Origin of the sequence: Chthoniobacter sp. (assembly GCF_040003245.1) — a bacterium.
Taxonomy (GTDB): domain Bacteria; phylum Verrucomicrobiota; class Verrucomicrobiia; order Chthoniobacterales; family Chthoniobacteraceae; genus Chthoniobacter.
The window spans coordinates 1-16674 of record NZ_JBDUCX010000145.1; the positions used below are offsets into that span (position 1 = coordinate 1).

Sequence of the window (16674 nt, forward strand, 5' to 3'; positions counted from 1 at the left end):
ACCGCCGCGCCACCGCGGGCAACACGATCATGTACGACCGCGCGGACAAGGTGCTCGAAATTGACCGTCACTCGCTCATGGCCATCGCCGGCGTGCCCGCGACCGCGTGGGAAATGGCGCGCGTGCTCGAGCATTCGTTTCAATTTTACCGCCGCAGCCAGCTCCAGGAAATGAGTCTCGAAGGCAAGGTGCGCGCCCTCTCGAAGCTGCTGCGTGACAACCTCAGCTTCGTCCTCCAAGGCGTCGGCGTGGTCGTCCCGATCTTCGCCGCTTACGACGACGTCGCCGAAGTCGCCCGGCTCTATTTCTACGACGCCATGGGCGCCCAATTCGAGGCCGCCGACTTCGCCGCCACCGGCTCCGGCTCACCCGCCGTGCGCAGCGTGCTCTATTACGAAAACACCTGGGGCAGCAAGCCGCTCACCAAGCGCCGCGAATCCGAAGCCATCGTCCTCGCCCTGCGCGCCCTCGACACCGCCGCGGAAAACGACACCGCCACCGGCGGCGTGGATCGCCGCGGCAAGGTGTATCCCATCATCAAGATCATCTCCAAGGCGGGCATCCGCACCCTCGCGGAAAAGGACCTCGCCCGCATCTTCAAACGGGAGGTGCCGTAACCCATGATCGAGGAACCGTATCGCTGGGTCGAAGCCATCGCCAACCGGCGCGAATACATCGAGCATCAGCTCGCGGGGGGCAGCCCTATTGCGGCGCTGAGCTATCGCGGCGGCATCCTGCTTTTCACCCTCGGGCGCGAACGGCAGAAGCTCTACGAGATCTACGATCGCATCGGCTTGGGGACGATTGGGCACCCCGGCGATATCGAGCGGCTGCGGATGACCGCCATTGAGATCACCAGCACCGAGGGTTTCGCGCGCTCGGCGCACGATGTCTCCCTGCGCCGGCTGGCGAACTACTCGCTCTCCCCTGCCCTCAAGGCGGCTTTTGAGCAGGTCTACGGAGCCCCCTATCTCGCCCGCATGCTTTTTGCCGAGCTCGGCCACAACGGCGCGCCGAACACCTTCCTGCGGCTGGATTACGACGGTTCGATTCACACCAATGGCGGCGCCTTTGGCCGGGCTTTTGAGGAGTTTGGCGTGGTTTCTGGGACCGCCGCCTCGACGACTAGGATGGAGCAGTTCCTGCGCAAGCAGAAGCTTCCCGCCACTACTCTGGAAAAGGCCCTCGAAATGGCCCTGGATGCCTGGACGATCGGCCATCTGGCCCTGACCGCCGAGCCCAGTGACGACCTACCCCCGGACGAGGATCTGGCCAAACACCGGACCGAGCAACTGGCCGGCGCCTCTGTAGAAGCTGCCATTCTGACCGATAGCGGCACCGCCGCCACCTGGCGGGCCCTGCGCGATGCCGAAGTCCGTCCCCAGCTCGAAAAGCGATAAAACAAGTGTGAGAACGCACCGTAAAAGGGCATTTGGCTTTCCGGCATTCTTATGGAAGACTTTCCGCATGAAGAACGCCATGCCCTGTGTCGGTCTCGTCGTTCTTGCAGGGTGTTTGACCTTTATTGTGGCCCCCGACGAAGGGCCATCCACCGAAGCCCGGATCGAGGCGGCGCTCAATACCCTGCCCACCGTCGTGCTCGACCCCGGTCACGGCGGCAAGGATGACGGTGCCACTGCGAATGGTCTCACCGAAAAAAACCTGAGCCTCGATGTGGCACTCCGAGTCGAGAAGATCCTCAAGCCTTTCAATTTCCCCGTGATCATGACTCGCCGGGACGACACTTTCATCCCGCTGGAAGAGCGCGCGGCCATCGCCAACCGGCTGGAAAACGGGATCTTCGTCAGCGTCCATTTCAATCACGCCAAGGACCGGCTTTCGACCGGCGTGGAAACCTTTTACGCCCCGGCGAAGGTGTTGCCGGACGACTCGTGGACGTGGGCCGGCTTCTTCAACAAGGCCGACGCGCCCCCGCTCGATAACGGCGAAACGCTGGCCGGCTTCATCCAGGCGTCGCTCGTTTTGCGGACGGACGCGGTCAATCGCGGGATCAAGAGCCGCGAACTTTATGTCGTGCGCCATACGCGCTGCCCGGCGGTGCTCGTCGAGGGCGGATTCATCAACAATCCGCTCGAGGCCCAACTGATTTCCAACGGGGAATACCGCCAACGGCTGGCCAGCGCCATCGCCGAGGGCATCATGAGCTACCAGAAGACCCGTCCGCAGCCGACGGTCGTCCCCACCAAACTGGCTAAAGCCGGCAATTGAATAATGTGGCGCGAGACGCGTCCAACTTCGCATCTGCCATGAAAACCAAGCTTTTTTGCGCCCTGGCCACCCTGGTAATCACCTCCGCCGCTTTCGCGGATGATCAGGTACGGAACGTCCAGACGGAACTGAAGAGCCAGGGCTTTTACTATGGCGACGTGGACGGACAGAACGGCGCGGAGATGACATCCGCCCTCCGTCGTTACCAGATTCGCAATGGCCTGGAGGTCACCGGCACCTTGAGCCAGGAAACGCTGGCGTCGCTGGGGATGGTGGCAGCGAGCAAGCCGAAGGCCCAAGTTCCGGCTTTAGTTGCCCAAGTGCCGCCCAGACAGCCCGCCCAAGCCAAAGCCTCCCCACCGGTCAATATCCGTCGCGATGAATCGGTCGAGGAAAGCGACCGGGCCTTCCTTCAGCGGGAGGAAAGCAAGAACCGGAACCGCGCGGCCAATGTCGACGAGCCGGCGTCTGCCCCGACGCCCGCGTATCGCGACCCGTCGATCGCCAGCCATCGCGATGCGGGAACGTCCGGCGGGTATCGCGATCCGGCCAATTCCGGCGGGTATCGCGATCCGGCCAATTCCGGCGGCTACCACGACCCGGGAACGCCCAGCTATCGCGATCGTGATCCATCGGTGATCCCGCCCCCCGCCCCGCTCGACGCGCCCAGCGCGGATTTCCCTGTGCTTTTCGCCGGGACGCCTTATGCCAATGCGCCGGTGACCGTGCAGCAGGACACGCTGCGCCGCGTGCAATCGAAGCTGGCCGATCGCGGCTACTATCGCGACATCGTCGACGGCCTGCCCGGCCCCGCCACCGAAGAAGCGCTGCTCTCCTACCAGCGTTCCGCCCGCCTGACGCTCACCGGCCGCCTCGACCTCGAGACCTTGAGCGAACTGCGCCTGCTCCCGCGCGACAACAGCGGCGCCGGCGGCGCGGCTCAATTCGGCTTCGAGTTCCGCACGTCTCACCATGTCTTCCGCGGGGTTTGGGTGGACCGGCGGTAAGGGCCAACGGCCCGCCACAAGCCAGCCCAGGGCAACGCCGTGGGTATTGATCACTCGCGATGTCTTGAGCCTGACAATTCCGACCGTTCGATAAAGCCCGTGAACACTTCCTACCGAGCGCCCACCGCCACGGCATCCTTCTCCACCGGCAGCTCGTAACACACCGCTTCCTCGCTGTTGCGCACCAGCAGGTAGCGCCCGGCGAGGGTGGGATAATTCCACGTCTTGGCGCTCAAGGCCGGGATGCGGCCGAGTTCCTTGAAGCCGTCGGGCCGGGCTTCGGCGAGGACGACCGGACCTGGTTCGCTTTGGATGATCACCAGGTCGCCGGCCAGCAAGGTCTGCCCGGAGCCGTAGCGCCCGTCTTTCCATTTGCGGGCGCCCGTGGCGATCTCGACGCAGGCGAGCAAACCGTCGTCAAGGCCGTAGAGAAAACCTTCGCGCAAGGCCGCGCTGTTGAACTGGGTCTTCATGTGGACGTTCTTCCATACTCGCGATGCGACCAGCTTGCCGTCCGCACCCGCCTTGATCTCCATCAACTCACAACCCGCGCCGTAGCCGGCGGAGACAAAGACCTGATGGCCGTCGATCACGATCGGTTGCGCGGCTTTGGGCATCTTGCCGTCGGACCACGGATAATTGAGCAGGACGTCGCCGGTGGCGGGATCATGCGCGGTGAGGGAGCCCGCATTGAAGGAGAGGACCACGCGGCGACCGGCTAGAGTCGCCAGAATGGGTGAGGCGTAGCTGGCCTTGTCGGTGCCGGCGCGCCACAACCGCTCGCCGTCGGACCGGCGATAGGCGAGCACGGTGGGGCCATCGGTCAGCCCGCCGGTGACGACCACCTTGTCGTCGAAGACGAGTGGAGAAGCGCTCACGCCCCAGATGAGGTTTTGCAGTTTGTTTTCCTTCAGCACATCGCGCGACCAGACGAGCCGGCCGCTCTCCGCCTCGAGGCAGTCGAGGATACCCGTGGCACCGACAGCGAAGACCCGCCCCTCCTGCACCGTGGGCGTGGCGCGCGGGCCATCCCCTCCCTGCCATTGATCGAAGTGCACGGGATTCGTGTGCACCCAGAGGAGTTTGCCAGTGGCCAATTCATAACACGTGACGGCCTCCTCCTCGCCCCGCTGTTCCTGAGTGTAAGCGCGACCGTCGACGACCGCGAAGGCCGACCAACCGGCGCCGATCGGTTGCCGCCAGAGTTGCCGCGGCGGCGTGAGGTTCCAATCGTGGGCCAGGCGGGTGAACGGCGAAAGCCCGTCACGGTGGAGGCCGAAGAATTGCGGGACGTCGGCGACATCCGGAAGGGCAGCTACGGACGGCGTGAGAGTGGAGCCGGCGGGGGATTGCGCCGCCGTGAGATGGGGCGCATGCGGCGCGCTCCAGCGCCAGGCCAGCTTCGGCATACCGGTTCCATTCACCGTTCCGTCGACGCGCAGCATCGCTTTCAACCCAAAGAAGCCGACTACCAGAGCAGCGGCGGTCGCCAGTCGGGTCCGGCCCCGGAAGCGGCTGAGGAAGAGAAACCAGATCAATCCCAGTAGGGCGGCGAGAATGACCACGCCGGAGGTCAGCCAACTTTTGAAGTTTCGCTCCAGTTCCGGCTGGAGGCGGATGATCGTGAGAGCGACGACCGCCAGAGCCGCAACGATCTTGAGAAACCACAGTCGATGACCGCGGGTCGCAGGAGGGTGGACGGAAGTTGGGAGAGAGGTGTCGGACATGGAATGGGTGCTACTTATATCCCCTCTGGCGCCTAATGCTCGGCTTTTGGCGAATGTTCCGCGCCGTCGCCAGCGACCCCCGCCTTCGGCTTCATCAACACCACGAGCGCAATCCCGCCGAGAATCGCCAGCGCCGCCAAAGCCAGGTGCAGGGTAAATGCCTCGTGCAAAAATGCGATGCCGCCCAATGCAGCTATGATCGGCACGCTGAGTTGCACGGTCGCCGCCTTGGTCGCGCTCACCGAGGGCAAAACCGTGTACCAACAGACGTAGCCCAACGCGGAAGTGAGCGCACCGGAAGCGATCGCGTAGCTCAATCCATGGCGATCAAAAGACGCCTGACGATAAAGCCAAACGCTGACCCCCACGGCGATCGGCACCGCACGCAGGAAGTTCCCTGCCGTCACGAGGGTCGGATCCCCCCGCCCTTTCCCGCGCAACGAGTAGATACCCCAAGCAATCCCCGCGCTAATCATCAAAACCGAGCCGACGAAAGGGGGTGCGACCACCCCCGGTAGAAACAACCACACCATCCCACCCAAGGCCAGGAACAGACCGGCGAGTTGCCAGCGATGCAGCCGCTCACCGGTCGCGATGCCGTGCCCGATCATCGTCGTCTGGACGGCGCAAAAGAGCAGCAACGCGCCGGTGCCGGCCGGGAGGCTCAAATAGGCAAAAGAAAAGGCCGCCGCATAAACGAACAACGCCAAAGCCGAGAGCCAATTTCCGCCATTGGGACGGTCATGGCGATGCAGCGCCGTCACCACGAACAACGTGAGCGCGCCGGACAGCAACCGCACAGTAGTGAAGGTCGCCGCATCGATCGTGGTGTGCTGGAGCGCCAAGCGGCACAGCAGGGAGTTGCCGGCGAAAGCGATCATCGTGATCGACGTCAGGAGGACGAGACGGAATTGAGGCATGGCGGGAAATCAAAAAGGCGGGGATCACGAAGCGGCGACGCAGCCGCAGCGAGCCATGTTTGAAGGAGCCGAGCAGCCGACGCCGCGGACAGTGGCGACGTTTTTCGTGCTCATGTGGGGGGTGGTTCCGGGGTGGATCGGCCGGGCTCGATCGGTTGCGCTTGCGGATTTGCAGCGGGCGGCTCGGGCCAGACCGCGCTGAGGAGCAGCCCTGCCACGATGCCGAGGGAAACTTCCACAAACCGGTGCAGCGCCACGACCCACGGGGGCTGGGCGCGCTGGACGAGGAAGACGATGGTGAAGGCGATCGCGGCGAAGCGATTCGCCGGTCGAGCGAGCCGTAACAGGACCGACAGCAGGCCGGCGCACAGCAATCCACACGCATAGACAATCACACTGCGCCCCAGGCTTTCCGCCGCCACCGCAGCGAGTGTGACACCGATGGCCGTCCCGACGAGGCGCTGCCATGACAACTGCAGGGAGGAGCCAAAGTCCGATTGGACCACGATGACCGCCGAAACGGGCGCCCAGTAGTATTCCGCCATTCCGAGGGCGCGGGCGGCGAGCAGGGCCGCCACCGCCGCCACCGTCGTCCGCGCCGGATAAAGAAACCCCTTCTTCAGTTCGGCGAGGGTCGGCGTCTTCATGGGGCTTCCCAATGCCTATGGCGGAAACTCCACGGATTGCAATTCCGTCCACACACTGCCGACGAAGACCTCGGCCTCGATCTTCAGCAGGAGACGGTCGCGGTCGTCGGAGAGCCAGGCGTAGGCGCGCTGGAACTTCTTGTGCGGCTCGAGTTCCAGGCGCTTGTTGACCTCCTGGATGTGCAACTGGCATTTGATCGCGTCGTAACTGCCCGCGGGCACTTTCAATTTATCGGGGCCGAGCACGTCGATGTCCGCGAGGTAGGCGCCCTTTCCCGGGAAGACAACCATGCGGTAATGTTCGCCCGCCTGGAGGCGCTGGCTGCGAATGAAGAGCAACGCGGTCTGCAGGTCGAAGGCGCTGGTGAATTTGAAGCGGCGCTCCTTGCGCGGCGGCTCCTTTGACGGCGTCTCCTGGCAGAGATAGCGCACGCCTTCCGGAGAAAAATCCGCCCGCGTGTTTTCAGTTTCGGATTTGTAAACCTCGGTCTGGCGCAAGCTCACGGGGCGCAGTGTGGAAGCGGAGCACAGGGCGGTGTGCGTGGAATCCATGCGCCAGAGTGAGCGGACGGCGCCGGTGGTCTGCGTGCTCATGCTCAACTGGTACTGGCCGCGGGGCGCCTTCGCAAAATTGAAGGTGGCTTGCGCCGCGGAAATACCGCTCCAACCGAAGCGATAGAAGCCCTTCCACGGACGCGGTGGCGGAAACTTGCCGGGCTGCGCCGAAGTCAGGGAATCGCGCCAGTCGCCGGCCCAGGCGGGTATGGAAAGGAGGCAGAAGACCAGCGCCAGGAGCCAGCGGCTCATGATTTCACCGGTCTCACACGCTCGACGGCACCGTCGGGGATCCAGCCGCGGCCCAGGCCGGGGAGCTCGCAATAGATCCATTCCCCGCGCTCGCTGAGCACGCGCACCTGGCTGCCGGCCGGCAATGCTTCCGCCACGCCCGCACTTTCCGCCGGGGCGAGTCGCGCCTCCGTCTGCTTCGCGGTGATGACGGCCAGCGTCTGGTCCTTCGCGATGCTCCAGATGGAGACGAGTGCCACCGCGCACACCAACGCGCTCGCCAGCGAGAATGTCCACAAACCGAAATTGTCGTCGCGGCGGCTGATCACAATCCAGACGATGCCAAAAGCGAAGATCCAGCCAGTGACCGACGCCACCATCGTCCAAACCTGCGGGGTCAGCAGGGCCGCTACCCGGCTATTCCAGGTGCGGGGCAGCAGTTTCGCACCATTCTGATCGCGCAAGAGTTTCAGGTTGGCCCGCGCTTCGGGGTGATGGGGATTCAGCGCCAGGGTGCGCTCGTAATTCAGGATCGCCCGCCCAGCGGAGCCGAGCCGGAAATCGGTATTCCCCAGATTGTAGTAAATATTCGCGCTGCCCGATCCACTCTCGAGCAGCTTCTCATAGCCGCCTTTGGCTTCGGAGAATTTGCCCTGGTCGTAGGCTTGGTTAGCCGTTTCAAATTCGCCGGCCCAGCTGCTCGCGGTCCCCAGCGCCAGCACAGCCAGCAGCAGCGCCGCGATCGTGCGCAGTGTTCTCCCACACGAAAGGCTCGGGTTACGCTCCGCTTTTGGCATGGCCTTTCTCCAGTTGCTTCAGCGCACCGAGCACGCGTTCACGTTCGGTGGCGGAGACTTGTCCGTCGCCGCTGCCGCCGCCCGCGTAGTGCAACTCGGCGCGCGCGCTGAAAATAGTGTCGATCGTCTCCGCCGCGTCAGCGTCCAGTGGCGCGGCCGCTCGCACCGCCAAAGCATCGATACTGCCCACCGGCCGCCCAGTCACCAACGCCGTCTGAATCTGCGCGATCCGCGCCGCGGAATCAAAAAAGTCGACGTGCCCGAGTTCCGCGGTGCGCAAACGGCGCCACACGGCTTCCTTCTCCTGCCGGAGAGCCACGCGTTGCCGGACCGCGGCATCCGGCGTGCGGCGGATCTTCAAGGCAACGAATCCCAGCAAAAACGCGGCAACTCCGCCTTGTGCAAACCAGAACTCGCGGCGTTCGTACAAGGGGGCGAAACCCCGCACTTCATCCTGCTCGTAACGCAGGCCCAGGATGTCATTCGGGCGCGGTTCGGCGGCGGGCTTCTTCGGCTGCGGCGCGGCGCTGTCGGGAGTGGTGGTGACGACGGGCTTCGGCTCGGGCAGCGTGTCGCCTTCGACGGCGAGCGGCGTGGGCTCGGATTTCAGCGTCACGTACTTCTCCCCAATAGGATCGAAATAAGAAAAGTGAAACTCGGGCGTCGCGGTCTTTTTGGTCTCCGGGATGACCGCCATCTCAAAGGTCTTGGCACCGGTGACGTTCACCGGATCGTCCGCCTGGAAGGTGCTCGACGGCGGATAGGTCCGCCAGCCGGCGGCGTCGGCGAGGACCGGCGCCGTGACGCGATCGAAGTTTCCGCGTCCCGAGACGCGCAGTTTCATGGTGAGAGGATCACCGATCTTCACCTGTTTCGGACTGCCTTCGGCGGCAAATTGAAAATTGCCCACCGCCCCGGCGAAATCGGCCGGCTTGCCATCCTGCGGCAACGGCTTGACGGTCACTTCCACGACCGGAGCCTTCGCTTTCATCTGCTGCTGGGCGGAGAAAAAGGGATCGCTGAAAATATCCCCGAACGGGTTGCGCCCGCCGCTGCGCTGGGCGTGGGGCACGCGCGCAATGAACTGAATCTCGCCCGGGCCGATGCTGAGCTTGCCCGCGCGAATCGGCGAAAGGACGGTCTTGAAGGTAAGCAGGTCGTAATCGCGGCCGTTGCGCTCGACCTGTTCGCTGCGCGGTTCGGGCATCTTTTGCTTGGTAAATCCTTCGCCGCCGATGTCCGGCATGGCCACCGGCTGCCAGCGCACCCGCGAATCCACATAGAGCCGGAATTCCACCGGGATCGCCTCGCCGAGGTAGACTGTCTTCTTGGGCACGATCAATTCGGCGAAGCCGGTTTTTTCGGTATCCTGGTTGCCATCCGTGGCACTGCTCGGCTGCACGGTGAGGCCGATGGGCTGCGTGTTGTAACTCCTGCCATCCGCCTCGATCGTCAGCGCGGGAATGGTGAACGAGCCGTTGCGCTGCGGCACCACTTGATACGAATAGGTCGTCGTCCGCTCGGAAATAAAGCTGCCATTGTCCATCCGCACCACGGCCTCGTCGCCGCGATTGGCATATTGGATTTCCAGGCCATCGACCGTCACGTCCGGCGGATTGGAAATGCGACGCGCGCCGCTCACCTTCACCTGTAATTCGACCGGGTCGCCGATCACCGAGATGGTCCGCGTCAGGCGGGCCCGCACGGAGACATCGGCCGCATCCGCGACGATGGCAGTAAGCGTCAGGAAGACGATTCCCAGCAGGCGAACATAGAAATGGGTGCGTGACGAAAACATGGATTACCAATCCCGAAAGTTACGCCCGGCCGCTTTGCGGTCCTTGGGCCTGGAAAGTTGCACGCGCTCGTCTTCCCCTTTCAAGGATTCGAGCAAAGTCCTCGCCTGCGCCTCCGTCATTTTGCCTTCCTTGGCGGCCTCGACCTCAGCCGCCGCCTCTTGTAGTGGGTCACCCGGTTTGTCGGCCGGTTGTGGATTCCCTCGCGCCTGAATTTCACCTTCGCGCTTCTTGCCGGATTCATCGGGCATCGGCTTGAGTGGCTCGCCCTGGCCATCTTTCGGCTGGACCTGTTGTTGCTGGTCGCCTTGCGAGCCTTGTGATTTGTCGTCTCTCTTTTGATCGCCTTTGCCGTCCTGCGGCTGCGGCTGGTTCTGCTGGCCGTCTTTGCCCTTCTGATCCTTGTCCTGCTGCCCGTTTCCTTGCTGATCTTTTTGCTGCTGGCTCTGGGACTGTTGTTGCTGCTGCTGATCCTGCTGTTGTTGCCCACCCTTGGACTGCTGCTGCTGCTGTTGTTGCTGATCTTTCTGATCCTTCTTTTGATCGTCCTTGTTCCCCTGCTGTTGCTGCTGTTGCTGCTGTTGCTGCTGCTGCTGGTCCTGTTGATCCTTTTTCTGGTCGTCCTTTTTGTCCTGCGGCTGTTGCTTTTGATCCTCGGGCTTCGGCGGCTCCTTCTCCTCCAAAAGCTGGCGCACGACATCGCGGTTGTGCTCCGCGTCTTTGTTATCCGGCGTTACTTTCAACGCCTGCTCATAGTGTTGCAGCGCATCCTTCCATTGGCGAACACGACGCTCTTTTTGTTGCTGCTGCTGGCCCTGCTGAAAAAGCGTGTTGCCGAGATTATATTCCGCTGCCGCGCGCAAATTCGGGTCGGGCGAGGTCACCGCCTTGGCGAAGGCTTCCAGGGCCTTGGCGTAATCGCCGGATTTATAAGCCGCCGCTCCCAGGTCGAAGCTCAACTCCGCGGAGTCGCTCTGCTGCTTGAGCTGCCGGTCAAATTCCGAGATGGCTCCCTTGTAATCCTGGCGCTCGTAAGCCTCGAGGCCGCTGTTCTTCGCCTGGGCCACGATCGGCAGCAAGAGCAGCAACGCCAGGGCGCGGGTGGCAAGGGGCACGGCGGCCCGCCGCACGGCCCGCTTGCGCTCGCCGATGAGAGTCGACACGACCAACAGCACCAGCGCCGCGGAGAGCGGCCACTGGTAGCGCTCGATCGGACGGCGCGACAGGCGGGCATCGATATCTTTTTCTTTCATTTGGCCGAGGCCGTCGCGGACGATTTGCTTCATCTCCGCGGGACCACTCTGGAGGTGAACGTAGAAGCCCCCGGTCGATTCTGCAATTTTCCTGAGACGATCTTCGTCCAGCCGCGATTTCACGATCTGCCCGCTTTCGTCCTTCACGAAGGCCGTACCGCCACCCGGCCCGGGGATCGGGATGAGCGAGCCATCAGCCGATCCCAGCCCCACAGTGAAGATGCGCATGTGGTCCTTCTCCGCCGAGGCCGCAGCCGCGGCGTCGGATTCCAGCTCTTCACCGTCGGTAAAGATGATCAGGCAGCGATTGTCGCTTTCCCCTTTGCCGAAAGCGGCATCCGCCTCGGTGATCGCGGCGGCGATATTGGTGCCCCCGCGCGGGATGACGTCGGTGTCGAGTTCCGCGAGGGAATTGAGAACCGCGCCGTAGTCGATCGTCAGCGGCGCCTGTAAAAAAGCCGTGCCGGCGAACGCGATCAAGCCCACGCGATCCCCGGGCAATTGTCCGATCAAGTCCTGCGTGGCCAGCTTCGCCCTCGCCAGGCGGCTCGGCGCAAGGTCGGTCGCCAGCATGCTCTTCGAGCAATCGATGGCGATGATGATATCGCGCCCCTTCCGTTTGCTTTGCTCCATGGTGAAGCCGTAGCGAGGTTGCGCAAGGCTCACCAACAACGCGGCGAAGCCGAGCAAGAGCAAGGCGAAGCGCAGCCGGCGCCGGCGGAGGCTCAACGTGCCCGCGAGCCGCTCGAGCAGCCGCGAGGCCACCAGTCGCTGGAGCAGTTTTTCCCGGCGGCTTTCGTTGCGCGCGTAGAGCAGGAGCAGCAGCGGCAGAAAGACCAGGCCCCAGAACCACATTGGCTGGCCGAAGCTCAAGCTCATGGCAGCCTGCTCCCCATGGTTTGCGCCAGCAGCGCCTGCACCGCGAGCACGCTCAGACCGGCGCCCAGCAGCCACGGGAAGAGTTCCCGGTACTGGGTGTATTGCTTCATCTCGACGGTCGATTTTTCCAACTGGTCGATCTGCTCAAAAATCTGCGTCAGGGTCTTCGTGTCCGTGGCGCGGTAGAATCTCGCATTGGTGCCCTCGGCGATCTTCTTCAGCGTGTCTTCATCCACGTCGACCTTCACGTTCTGGTACATCTTCCGGCCGAAGGCATCCTGGACTGGCATGGGCGCGTACCCTCTCGTCCCGGCGCCGATCGTGTAGACTTTGACTCCCAGCGCTTTCGCCGCCTCCGCGGCCGTCAGCGGCGACACCTTTCCGGAATTGTTATCGCCATCCGTCAACAGCACTACGATGCGGCTCTTGGAATCCTTCCGCTCGATCAAGCGATTGGTGCACGAGGCGATCGCCGAACCGATCGCCGTGCCATCCTCGACGAGGCCCAGGCGGACGCGGTCCAGATTCTGCAAGAGCCAGCCATGATCCAGCGTGAGCGGGCTGACGAGGTACGGCCGGCCGGCAAATGCAACCATGCCGATGCGGTCGTTCGGGCGGGCGTCGATGAACTTCTGCGTGACCTGCTTCACCACTTCGAGCCGGCTCGCGCGTTCGCCGCCGATGGTAAAGTCTTCCGCAATCATCGACCCGGAAACATCCAGCGCGAGCATGATATCGATGCCGCTCGCCTGCACCTGGCTGAAGGTACGGCCCTGCCGCGGGCGGGCGAGCGCAACGATGAGCAAGGCCAGCGCGAGCAACAGCAAGCTCAAGAGCAAACCACCCATACGGGAGCGGCGCGGCTTGCCCAGCGCCATCACCGGGCGCAGCGACGAATAGATCACCGCCGGTGCAGCGCCTTGGGCACCCTCGAACAACGCCACTAGTGGCAGTGCGAGCAACAGGAGCAACAACCACGGGTGCGCAAAGGTGATCGGGCCCTCGGTGAGGAATTTCATGCCCGGCCTCCCTGGACAAAAGCCAGCGCGCTCTCCACCAGCTCGGAGTTATCCGAACTCGTCGCCTGGACGCGCGCAAACTTGATCATGTCGCACTTCTCGAGGAAATGGCCGAGCAGCGATCGATCGTCGGCGCTGAACAACTGGGAGCCGGAGATCGCCGCGAGAAATTCCGGCGACGTCAGCCGCGTGGCGGGCAGCTTGAACTTCGCATTGCTGATGAACGTGCGCAGGACATCGGAGACCGCAACGCTGAAGCCATAGGGTTCGATCTCCCCTGTTTTTGCGCGCAGCTTTTCGAGTTCACGCAGGGCAATGGCCGTGGCGCTGGGCGGCGGCGGACCGGACCGGTGACGGATCCAGCTCACGATGAACCAAATGATCGCCGCCAGGAAAATGACAGCCACCGCAATCGCCGTGGCCACCATCCACGGCGGATAGGGAAACACATCCACCGGTGGGGCAATATCGCGGATGTCCGGCGGCGCCGGTGTCGCCGCCGGGGCCGGCGTGCCAGGTGCACTCGACAGCACCGCCAGGAAATGGGGAACAAACAGCGCGACGTTCATCGGATTTGCAGGCGCCGCTCACGGTCGCGAAAGAAGCTGCGCAGCGCGGGCACGTAGTCCTGGTCGGTACGCAAGGAAATGGCGTCGATCCGCTTTTTGCGAAAGTCACGCAACCGCGCGGCCATTTGCTCCTCTGCGGTCTCAAAGAATCTTTGGCGGACGCTGCGGTCGGAGGTGTCGATCTCGATCTGTTCACCGGTCTCGGCGTCTTCGAGAGTGAGCAAGCCGACATCGGGCAATTCCTCTTCCCGCGGATCCACGATCGGGATGGCAATCAAGTCGTGCCGCCGACTCGTGACGGCGAGCTCGCGGGAAAAGCTGGGCGCCTGAAAATCCGAGATCAGAAAAACCACCGAGCGGCGATGGAGCACCTGATTCAAGTAATTGAGCGCTACGGCGGGTTGTGTACCGCGGCCCTTCGGCTCAAAATAAATGATCTCCCGGATCAAGCGCAGGATATGCAGGCGGCCTTTCTTCGGCGCGATGAACAACTCCACATGGTCGGAAAAGAGAATGAGCCCGACCTTGTCGCTGTTCCGGATCGCGCTGAACGCGAACAGGCACGCCACCTCGGCGGCGAGTTCGCGCTTGCTCAACTCCACGCTGCCGAAATCCCCGGAAGCGCTGACATCGACCACCAGCATCACGGTCAACTCACGCTCCTCGGTGAACTTTTTCACGTAGGCATCGCCATGCACTTCGCCAAACTTCGCGGTCACGTTCCAATCGATCGACCGCACTTCATCGCCCGGCTGGTACTGGCGCACTTCCTCGAAGTTCATGCCGCGCCCCTTGAAGACGCTGCGGTACTGCCCGGAAAACGTCGCGGACACGAGACCGCGCGTCTTCAATTCGAGGCGGCGGATTTTCTTGAGAATGGCGTCGGCGGATTCCATTCGAAGCTACTCGATTAAACGGCGGGCGGTCACGGCACCGGCAGTCCGGCAAAAATCGTTTCGATGATCTGCTCGCTGGTCTTTTCCTCGGCCTCGGCTTCGTAGCTGATGATGATGCGATGCCGCAACACGTCTGGACCAACGCTCTTCACATCCTGCGGCGTGACATAGCCGCGCCCCGCCATGAAGGCCCGGGCGCGCGCTGCCAGCGTCAGGGCAATCGTCGCCCGCGGGCTGGCGCCGTAACGAATGAGCCCCTCGAGCTTGAGCTTGTAGGCCGCCGGTTCGCGCGTCGCGAAGACGACATCGACGATGTAATCCTTCACCCGGCTGTCGATGTAGATGCTGTTCACGATCTCGCGTGAACGGATGATGTCCGCCGGCTCGGTGACGGTGAGCACCTTGAGATCCGGCGTGCTCGTGGCCATGAGATCGAGGATCTTGCGTTCCTCGGCTTTGCTCGGATAGCCAACCTTCAGCTTGAGCATGAAGCGATCGAGTTGCGCCTCGGGAAGCTGGTAGGTACCCTCCTGCTCCAGCGGGTTTTGCGTGGCGAGGACGAGGAACGGATCGGCCAGCGGGTAGGTCGTCTCGCCGATCGTCACCTGTCGCTCCTGCATCGCCTCGAGCAGGGCGCTCTGCACCTTGGCGGGAGCACGGTTGATTTCGTCGGCGAGGATCAGGTTGGAGAAGAGCGGGCCACGCTTGGTCGTGAACTCGCCGGTGCGCGGGTTGTAGATGAGCGTGCCGATGAGGTCGGCAGGCAACAGGTCCGGCGTGAATTGGATCCGCTGGAACCCCGTGTTGATACAGGAAGCCAGCGTTTTCACGGTGAGTGTCTTCGCCAGGCCGGGCACGCCTTCCAGCAGCACATGGCCGTTGGTGAGGAGGCTGGTGAGCAGCCCATCCACGAGGTATTTCTGGCCGACGACAACGCGGGCGATTTCATCCTGCAGCGGTTTGATCCACTGGCTGGCTTGCTTGACTTGCTCGGTAATTTCCTGGGTCGTACTCATGTAAAGATGCGGGCTGACTATGACAGCGCGGCGGGGCGTTCCGTTCGATCTGGAAGTGCAGTCAACACCGCCTCGACGACCTCGGTGACACCAATCGCGTGCATACAGCGAAAATCGATCGGGCATTCCCGCAGGAAACAGGGACTGCATTCGACGTGGTGGCGCAGGATGCGATGAGGCGCGCCGAGCGGACCGGTCAGCGTCGGCTCGGTGGAACCAAAAATCGCCACGGTCGGCACACCGAGATAAGAGGCCAGGTGCATCGTGCCGGTGTCATTCGTGAGCAGCAGATCGCACGCACGCAATTCCTCCATCAATTCGGACAGCGTCGTCTTGCCGACCAGATCGGTGCAGGGCACGGCGGCCGCGGCAACGATCATATCGGTCACGGGGCGATCCTTCTCCACACCGAAGACCTTCCATTCCACCTCGGTGCATTCGTGGACGATCCGCACCACCTCGGCGAAACGCTCCGGCAGCCAGCGCTTGGCCGGTCCATATTCCGCTCCCGGGCAAAGGCCGATGACCGGACGCGCATCCTTCGTCCGTTGTTTTTCGACCGGTCGATCCAGCGCGCCCTGGATGTCCGCGCCGACAAACTCCGCCAGCGCGAGATAGTGATGCACCTGATGCCGCGGCGGTTGCGCCTCCTTCTTTTTCTTTTTCGGTGCCAACACTTGGTTGAGCAGCCTGCGACGGTTGTGGCCCGGATAGCCGACGCGGCGCGGAACCTCCGCCAGCCATACTTCCAGCGCCACACGCAGGGAATTTGGAAACAGAATCGCCACGTCGAATGTCCAGCGCAGACGCCTGGCCACGGCAAAGACGCTTTCGCCCGGCTCGATCGTCATGACTTCGTCCACCTCCGCGACGGTTTTCCACACATCGGCCAGCTTCGCCGGGGTCAGGATGGTAATGTGCGCATCCATCCGCCCGCGCTTGATGGCGCGCACCGCCGGGACGCTCATCACCGCATCGCCGAGCCAGTTGCTGCCCCGGATCAAGATGCGAAACGGCTGCAAGTCCGGTGCAGTCATGTCCGCCGGCAGGGCGACCCCGCGCTTGTAAGTCGTGAGGAGGAATTTCGGCTTCGGCGTTTTCCAGCGATTGTGCACCCAGAACCAATCCTCCGG

Annotated in this window: 16 protein-coding genes; 4 read left to right on the forward strand and 12 right to left on the reverse strand. The window is 63.1% G+C overall.

The genetic code is table 11. The features are described from left to right. The 4 genes from ABJF10_RS19010 to ABJF10_RS19025 form a co-directional block, all read left to right on the forward strand. On the forward strand, positions 1 to 617 hold a 617-nt coding region (locus ABJF10_RS19010), incomplete at its 5' end, for a proteasome subunit alpha (RefSeq protein WP_348546181.1). A 3-nt stretch (positions 618 to 620) separates the two neighbouring features. Beyond that, complete coding sequence (locus ABJF10_RS19015; RefSeq protein ID WP_348546182.1) at positions 621 to 1400, forward strand: proteasome subunit alpha; 780 nt, start codon at positions 621 to 623, stop codon at positions 1398 to 1400. A gap of 67 nt (positions 1401 to 1467) precedes the next feature. Continuing rightward, positions 1468 to 2229: an N-acetylmuramoyl-L-alanine amidase gene (locus tag ABJF10_RS19020; protein WP_348546183.1), complete on the forward strand. Its 762-nt coding sequence runs from the start codon at positions 1468 to 1470 to the stop codon at positions 2227 to 2229. Between the two features lie 38 nt (positions 2230 to 2267). After that, the gene (locus ABJF10_RS19025) at positions 2268 to 3236 is read left to right on the forward strand and encodes a peptidoglycan-binding protein (RefSeq protein WP_348546184.1); all 969 of its coding nucleotides are present in this window, start codon (positions 2268 to 2270) and stop codon (positions 3234 to 3236) included. A 110-nt stretch (positions 3237 to 3346) separates the two neighbouring features. Here ABJF10_RS19025 and ABJF10_RS19030 read toward each other — a convergent pair whose 3' ends face one another. From ABJF10_RS19030 to waaF, 12 genes are all read right to left on the reverse strand, one after another. Continuing rightward, positions 3347 to 4963: a PQQ-binding-like beta-propeller repeat protein gene (locus ABJF10_RS19030; protein ID WP_348546185.1), complete on the reverse strand. Its 1617-nt coding sequence runs from the start codon at positions 4961 to 4963 to the stop codon at positions 3347 to 3349. Between the two features lie 32 nt (positions 4964 to 4995). Further along, the gene (locus ABJF10_RS19035) at positions 4996 to 5883 is read right to left on the reverse strand and encodes a DMT family transporter (RefSeq protein ID WP_348546186.1); all 888 of its coding nucleotides are present in this window, start codon (positions 5881 to 5883) and stop codon (positions 4996 to 4998) included. Positions 5884 to 5993: 110 nt separating this feature from the next. Continuing rightward, positions 5994 to 6530 (reverse strand): FUSC family protein, encoded by a 537-nt coding sequence (locus ABJF10_RS19040; RefSeq protein ID WP_348546187.1) that lies wholly within the window; start codon positions 6528 to 6530, stop codon positions 5994 to 5996. A gap of 15 nt (positions 6531 to 6545) precedes the next feature. After that, positions 6546 to 7337 (reverse strand): DUF3108 domain-containing protein, encoded by a 792-nt coding sequence (locus tag ABJF10_RS19045; protein WP_348546188.1) that lies wholly within the window; start codon positions 7335 to 7337, stop codon positions 6546 to 6548. Then, positions 7334 to 8113 (reverse strand): tetratricopeptide repeat protein, encoded by a 780-nt coding sequence (locus tag ABJF10_RS19050; RefSeq protein ID WP_348546189.1) that lies wholly within the window; start codon positions 8111 to 8113, stop codon positions 7334 to 7336. The genes ABJF10_RS19045 and ABJF10_RS19050 overlap by 4 nt, the downstream gene beginning before the upstream one ends. Further along, the gene (locus ABJF10_RS19055; protein ID WP_348546190.1) at positions 8094 to 9911 is read right to left on the reverse strand and encodes a BatD family protein; all 1818 of its coding nucleotides are present in this window, start codon (positions 9909 to 9911) and stop codon (positions 8094 to 8096) included. The genes ABJF10_RS19050 and ABJF10_RS19055 overlap by 20 nt, the downstream gene beginning before the upstream one ends. A 3-nt stretch (positions 9912 to 9914) precedes the next feature. Then, positions 9915 to 12041, reverse strand: coding sequence for a VWA domain-containing protein (locus tag ABJF10_RS19060; RefSeq protein WP_348546191.1), 2127 nt, complete (start codon positions 12039 to 12041; stop codon positions 9915 to 9917). After that, entirely contained in the window at positions 12038 to 13060 is a 1023-nt protein-coding gene (locus tag ABJF10_RS19065; protein WP_348546192.1) for a VWA domain-containing protein, read from the reverse strand. The genes ABJF10_RS19060 and ABJF10_RS19065 overlap by 4 nt, the downstream gene beginning before the upstream one ends. Continuing rightward, positions 13057 to 13629, reverse strand: coding sequence for a DUF4381 family protein (locus ABJF10_RS19070; RefSeq protein WP_348546193.1), 573 nt, complete (start codon positions 13627 to 13629; stop codon positions 13057 to 13059). The genes ABJF10_RS19065 and ABJF10_RS19070 overlap by 4 nt, the downstream gene beginning before the upstream one ends. Then, a complete protein-coding gene (locus ABJF10_RS19075) occupies positions 13626 to 14525 on the reverse strand; it encodes a DUF58 domain-containing protein (protein ID WP_348546194.1) in 900 nt (299 codons plus the stop codon). The genes ABJF10_RS19070 and ABJF10_RS19075 overlap by 4 nt, the downstream gene beginning before the upstream one ends. A 29-nt stretch (positions 14526 to 14554) precedes the next feature. Beyond that, positions 14555 to 15541, reverse strand: coding sequence for a MoxR family ATPase (locus ABJF10_RS19080; RefSeq protein WP_348546195.1), 987 nt, complete (start codon positions 15539 to 15541; stop codon positions 14555 to 14557). Positions 15542 to 15558: 17 nt separating this feature from the next. After that, the coding region (gene waaF, locus ABJF10_RS19085; protein ID WP_348546196.1) for a lipopolysaccharide heptosyltransferase II at positions 15559 to 16674 on the reverse strand (1116 nt) is incomplete at its 5' end.

What these genes read in the sequence shown, in the direction of transcription:
- ABJF10_RS19015 (WP_348546182.1), top strand. Translation starts at nt 621, where the DNA reads ATGATCGAGGAACCGTATCGCTGGGTCGAAGCCATCGCCAACCGGCGC.
- ABJF10_RS19020 (WP_348546183.1), top strand. Translation starts at nt 1,468, where the DNA reads ATGAAGAACGCCATGCCCTGTGTCGGTCTCGTCGTTCTTGCAGGGTGT.
- ABJF10_RS19025 (WP_348546184.1), top strand. Translation starts at nt 2,268, where the DNA reads ATGAAAACCAAGCTTTTTTGCGCCCTGGCCACCCTGGTAATCACCTCC.
- ABJF10_RS19030 (WP_348546185.1), bottom strand. Translation starts at nt 4,963, where the DNA reads ATGTCCGACACCTCTCTCCCAACTTCCGTCCACCCTCCTGCGACCCGC.
- ABJF10_RS19035 (WP_348546186.1), bottom strand. Translation starts at nt 5,883, where the DNA reads ATGCCTCAATTCCGTCTCGTCCTCCTGACGTCGATCACGATGATCGCT.
- ABJF10_RS19040 (WP_348546187.1), bottom strand. Translation starts at nt 6,530, where the DNA reads ATGAAGACGCCGACCCTCGCCGAACTGAAGAAGGGGTTTCTTTATCCG.
- ABJF10_RS19045 (WP_348546188.1), bottom strand. Translation starts at nt 7,337, where the DNA reads ATGAGCCGCTGGCTCCTGGCGCTGGTCTTCTGCCTCCTTTCCATACCC.
- ABJF10_RS19050 (WP_348546189.1), bottom strand. Translation starts at nt 8,113, where the DNA reads ATGCCAAAAGCGGAGCGTAACCCGAGCCTTTCGTGTGGGAGAACACTG.
- ABJF10_RS19055 (WP_348546190.1), bottom strand. Translation starts at nt 9,911, where the DNA reads ATGTTTTCGTCACGCACCCATTTCTATGTTCGCCTGCTGGGAATCGTC.
- ABJF10_RS19060 (WP_348546191.1), bottom strand. Translation starts at nt 12,041, where the DNA reads ATGAGCTTGAGCTTCGGCCAGCCAATGTGGTTCTGGGGCCTGGTCTTT.
- ABJF10_RS19065 (WP_348546192.1), bottom strand. Translation starts at nt 13,060, where the DNA reads ATGAAATTCCTCACCGAGGGCCCGATCACCTTTGCGCACCCGTGGTTG.
- ABJF10_RS19070 (WP_348546193.1), bottom strand. Translation starts at nt 13,629, where the DNA reads ATGAACGTCGCGCTGTTTGTTCCCCATTTCCTGGCGGTGCTGTCGAGT.
- ABJF10_RS19075 (WP_348546194.1), bottom strand. Translation starts at nt 14,525, where the DNA reads ATGGAATCCGCCGACGCCATTCTCAAGAAAATCCGCCGCCTCGAATTG.
- ABJF10_RS19080 (WP_348546195.1), bottom strand. Translation starts at nt 15,541, where the DNA reads ATGAGTACGACCCAGGAAATTACCGAGCAAGTCAAGCAAGCCAGCCAG.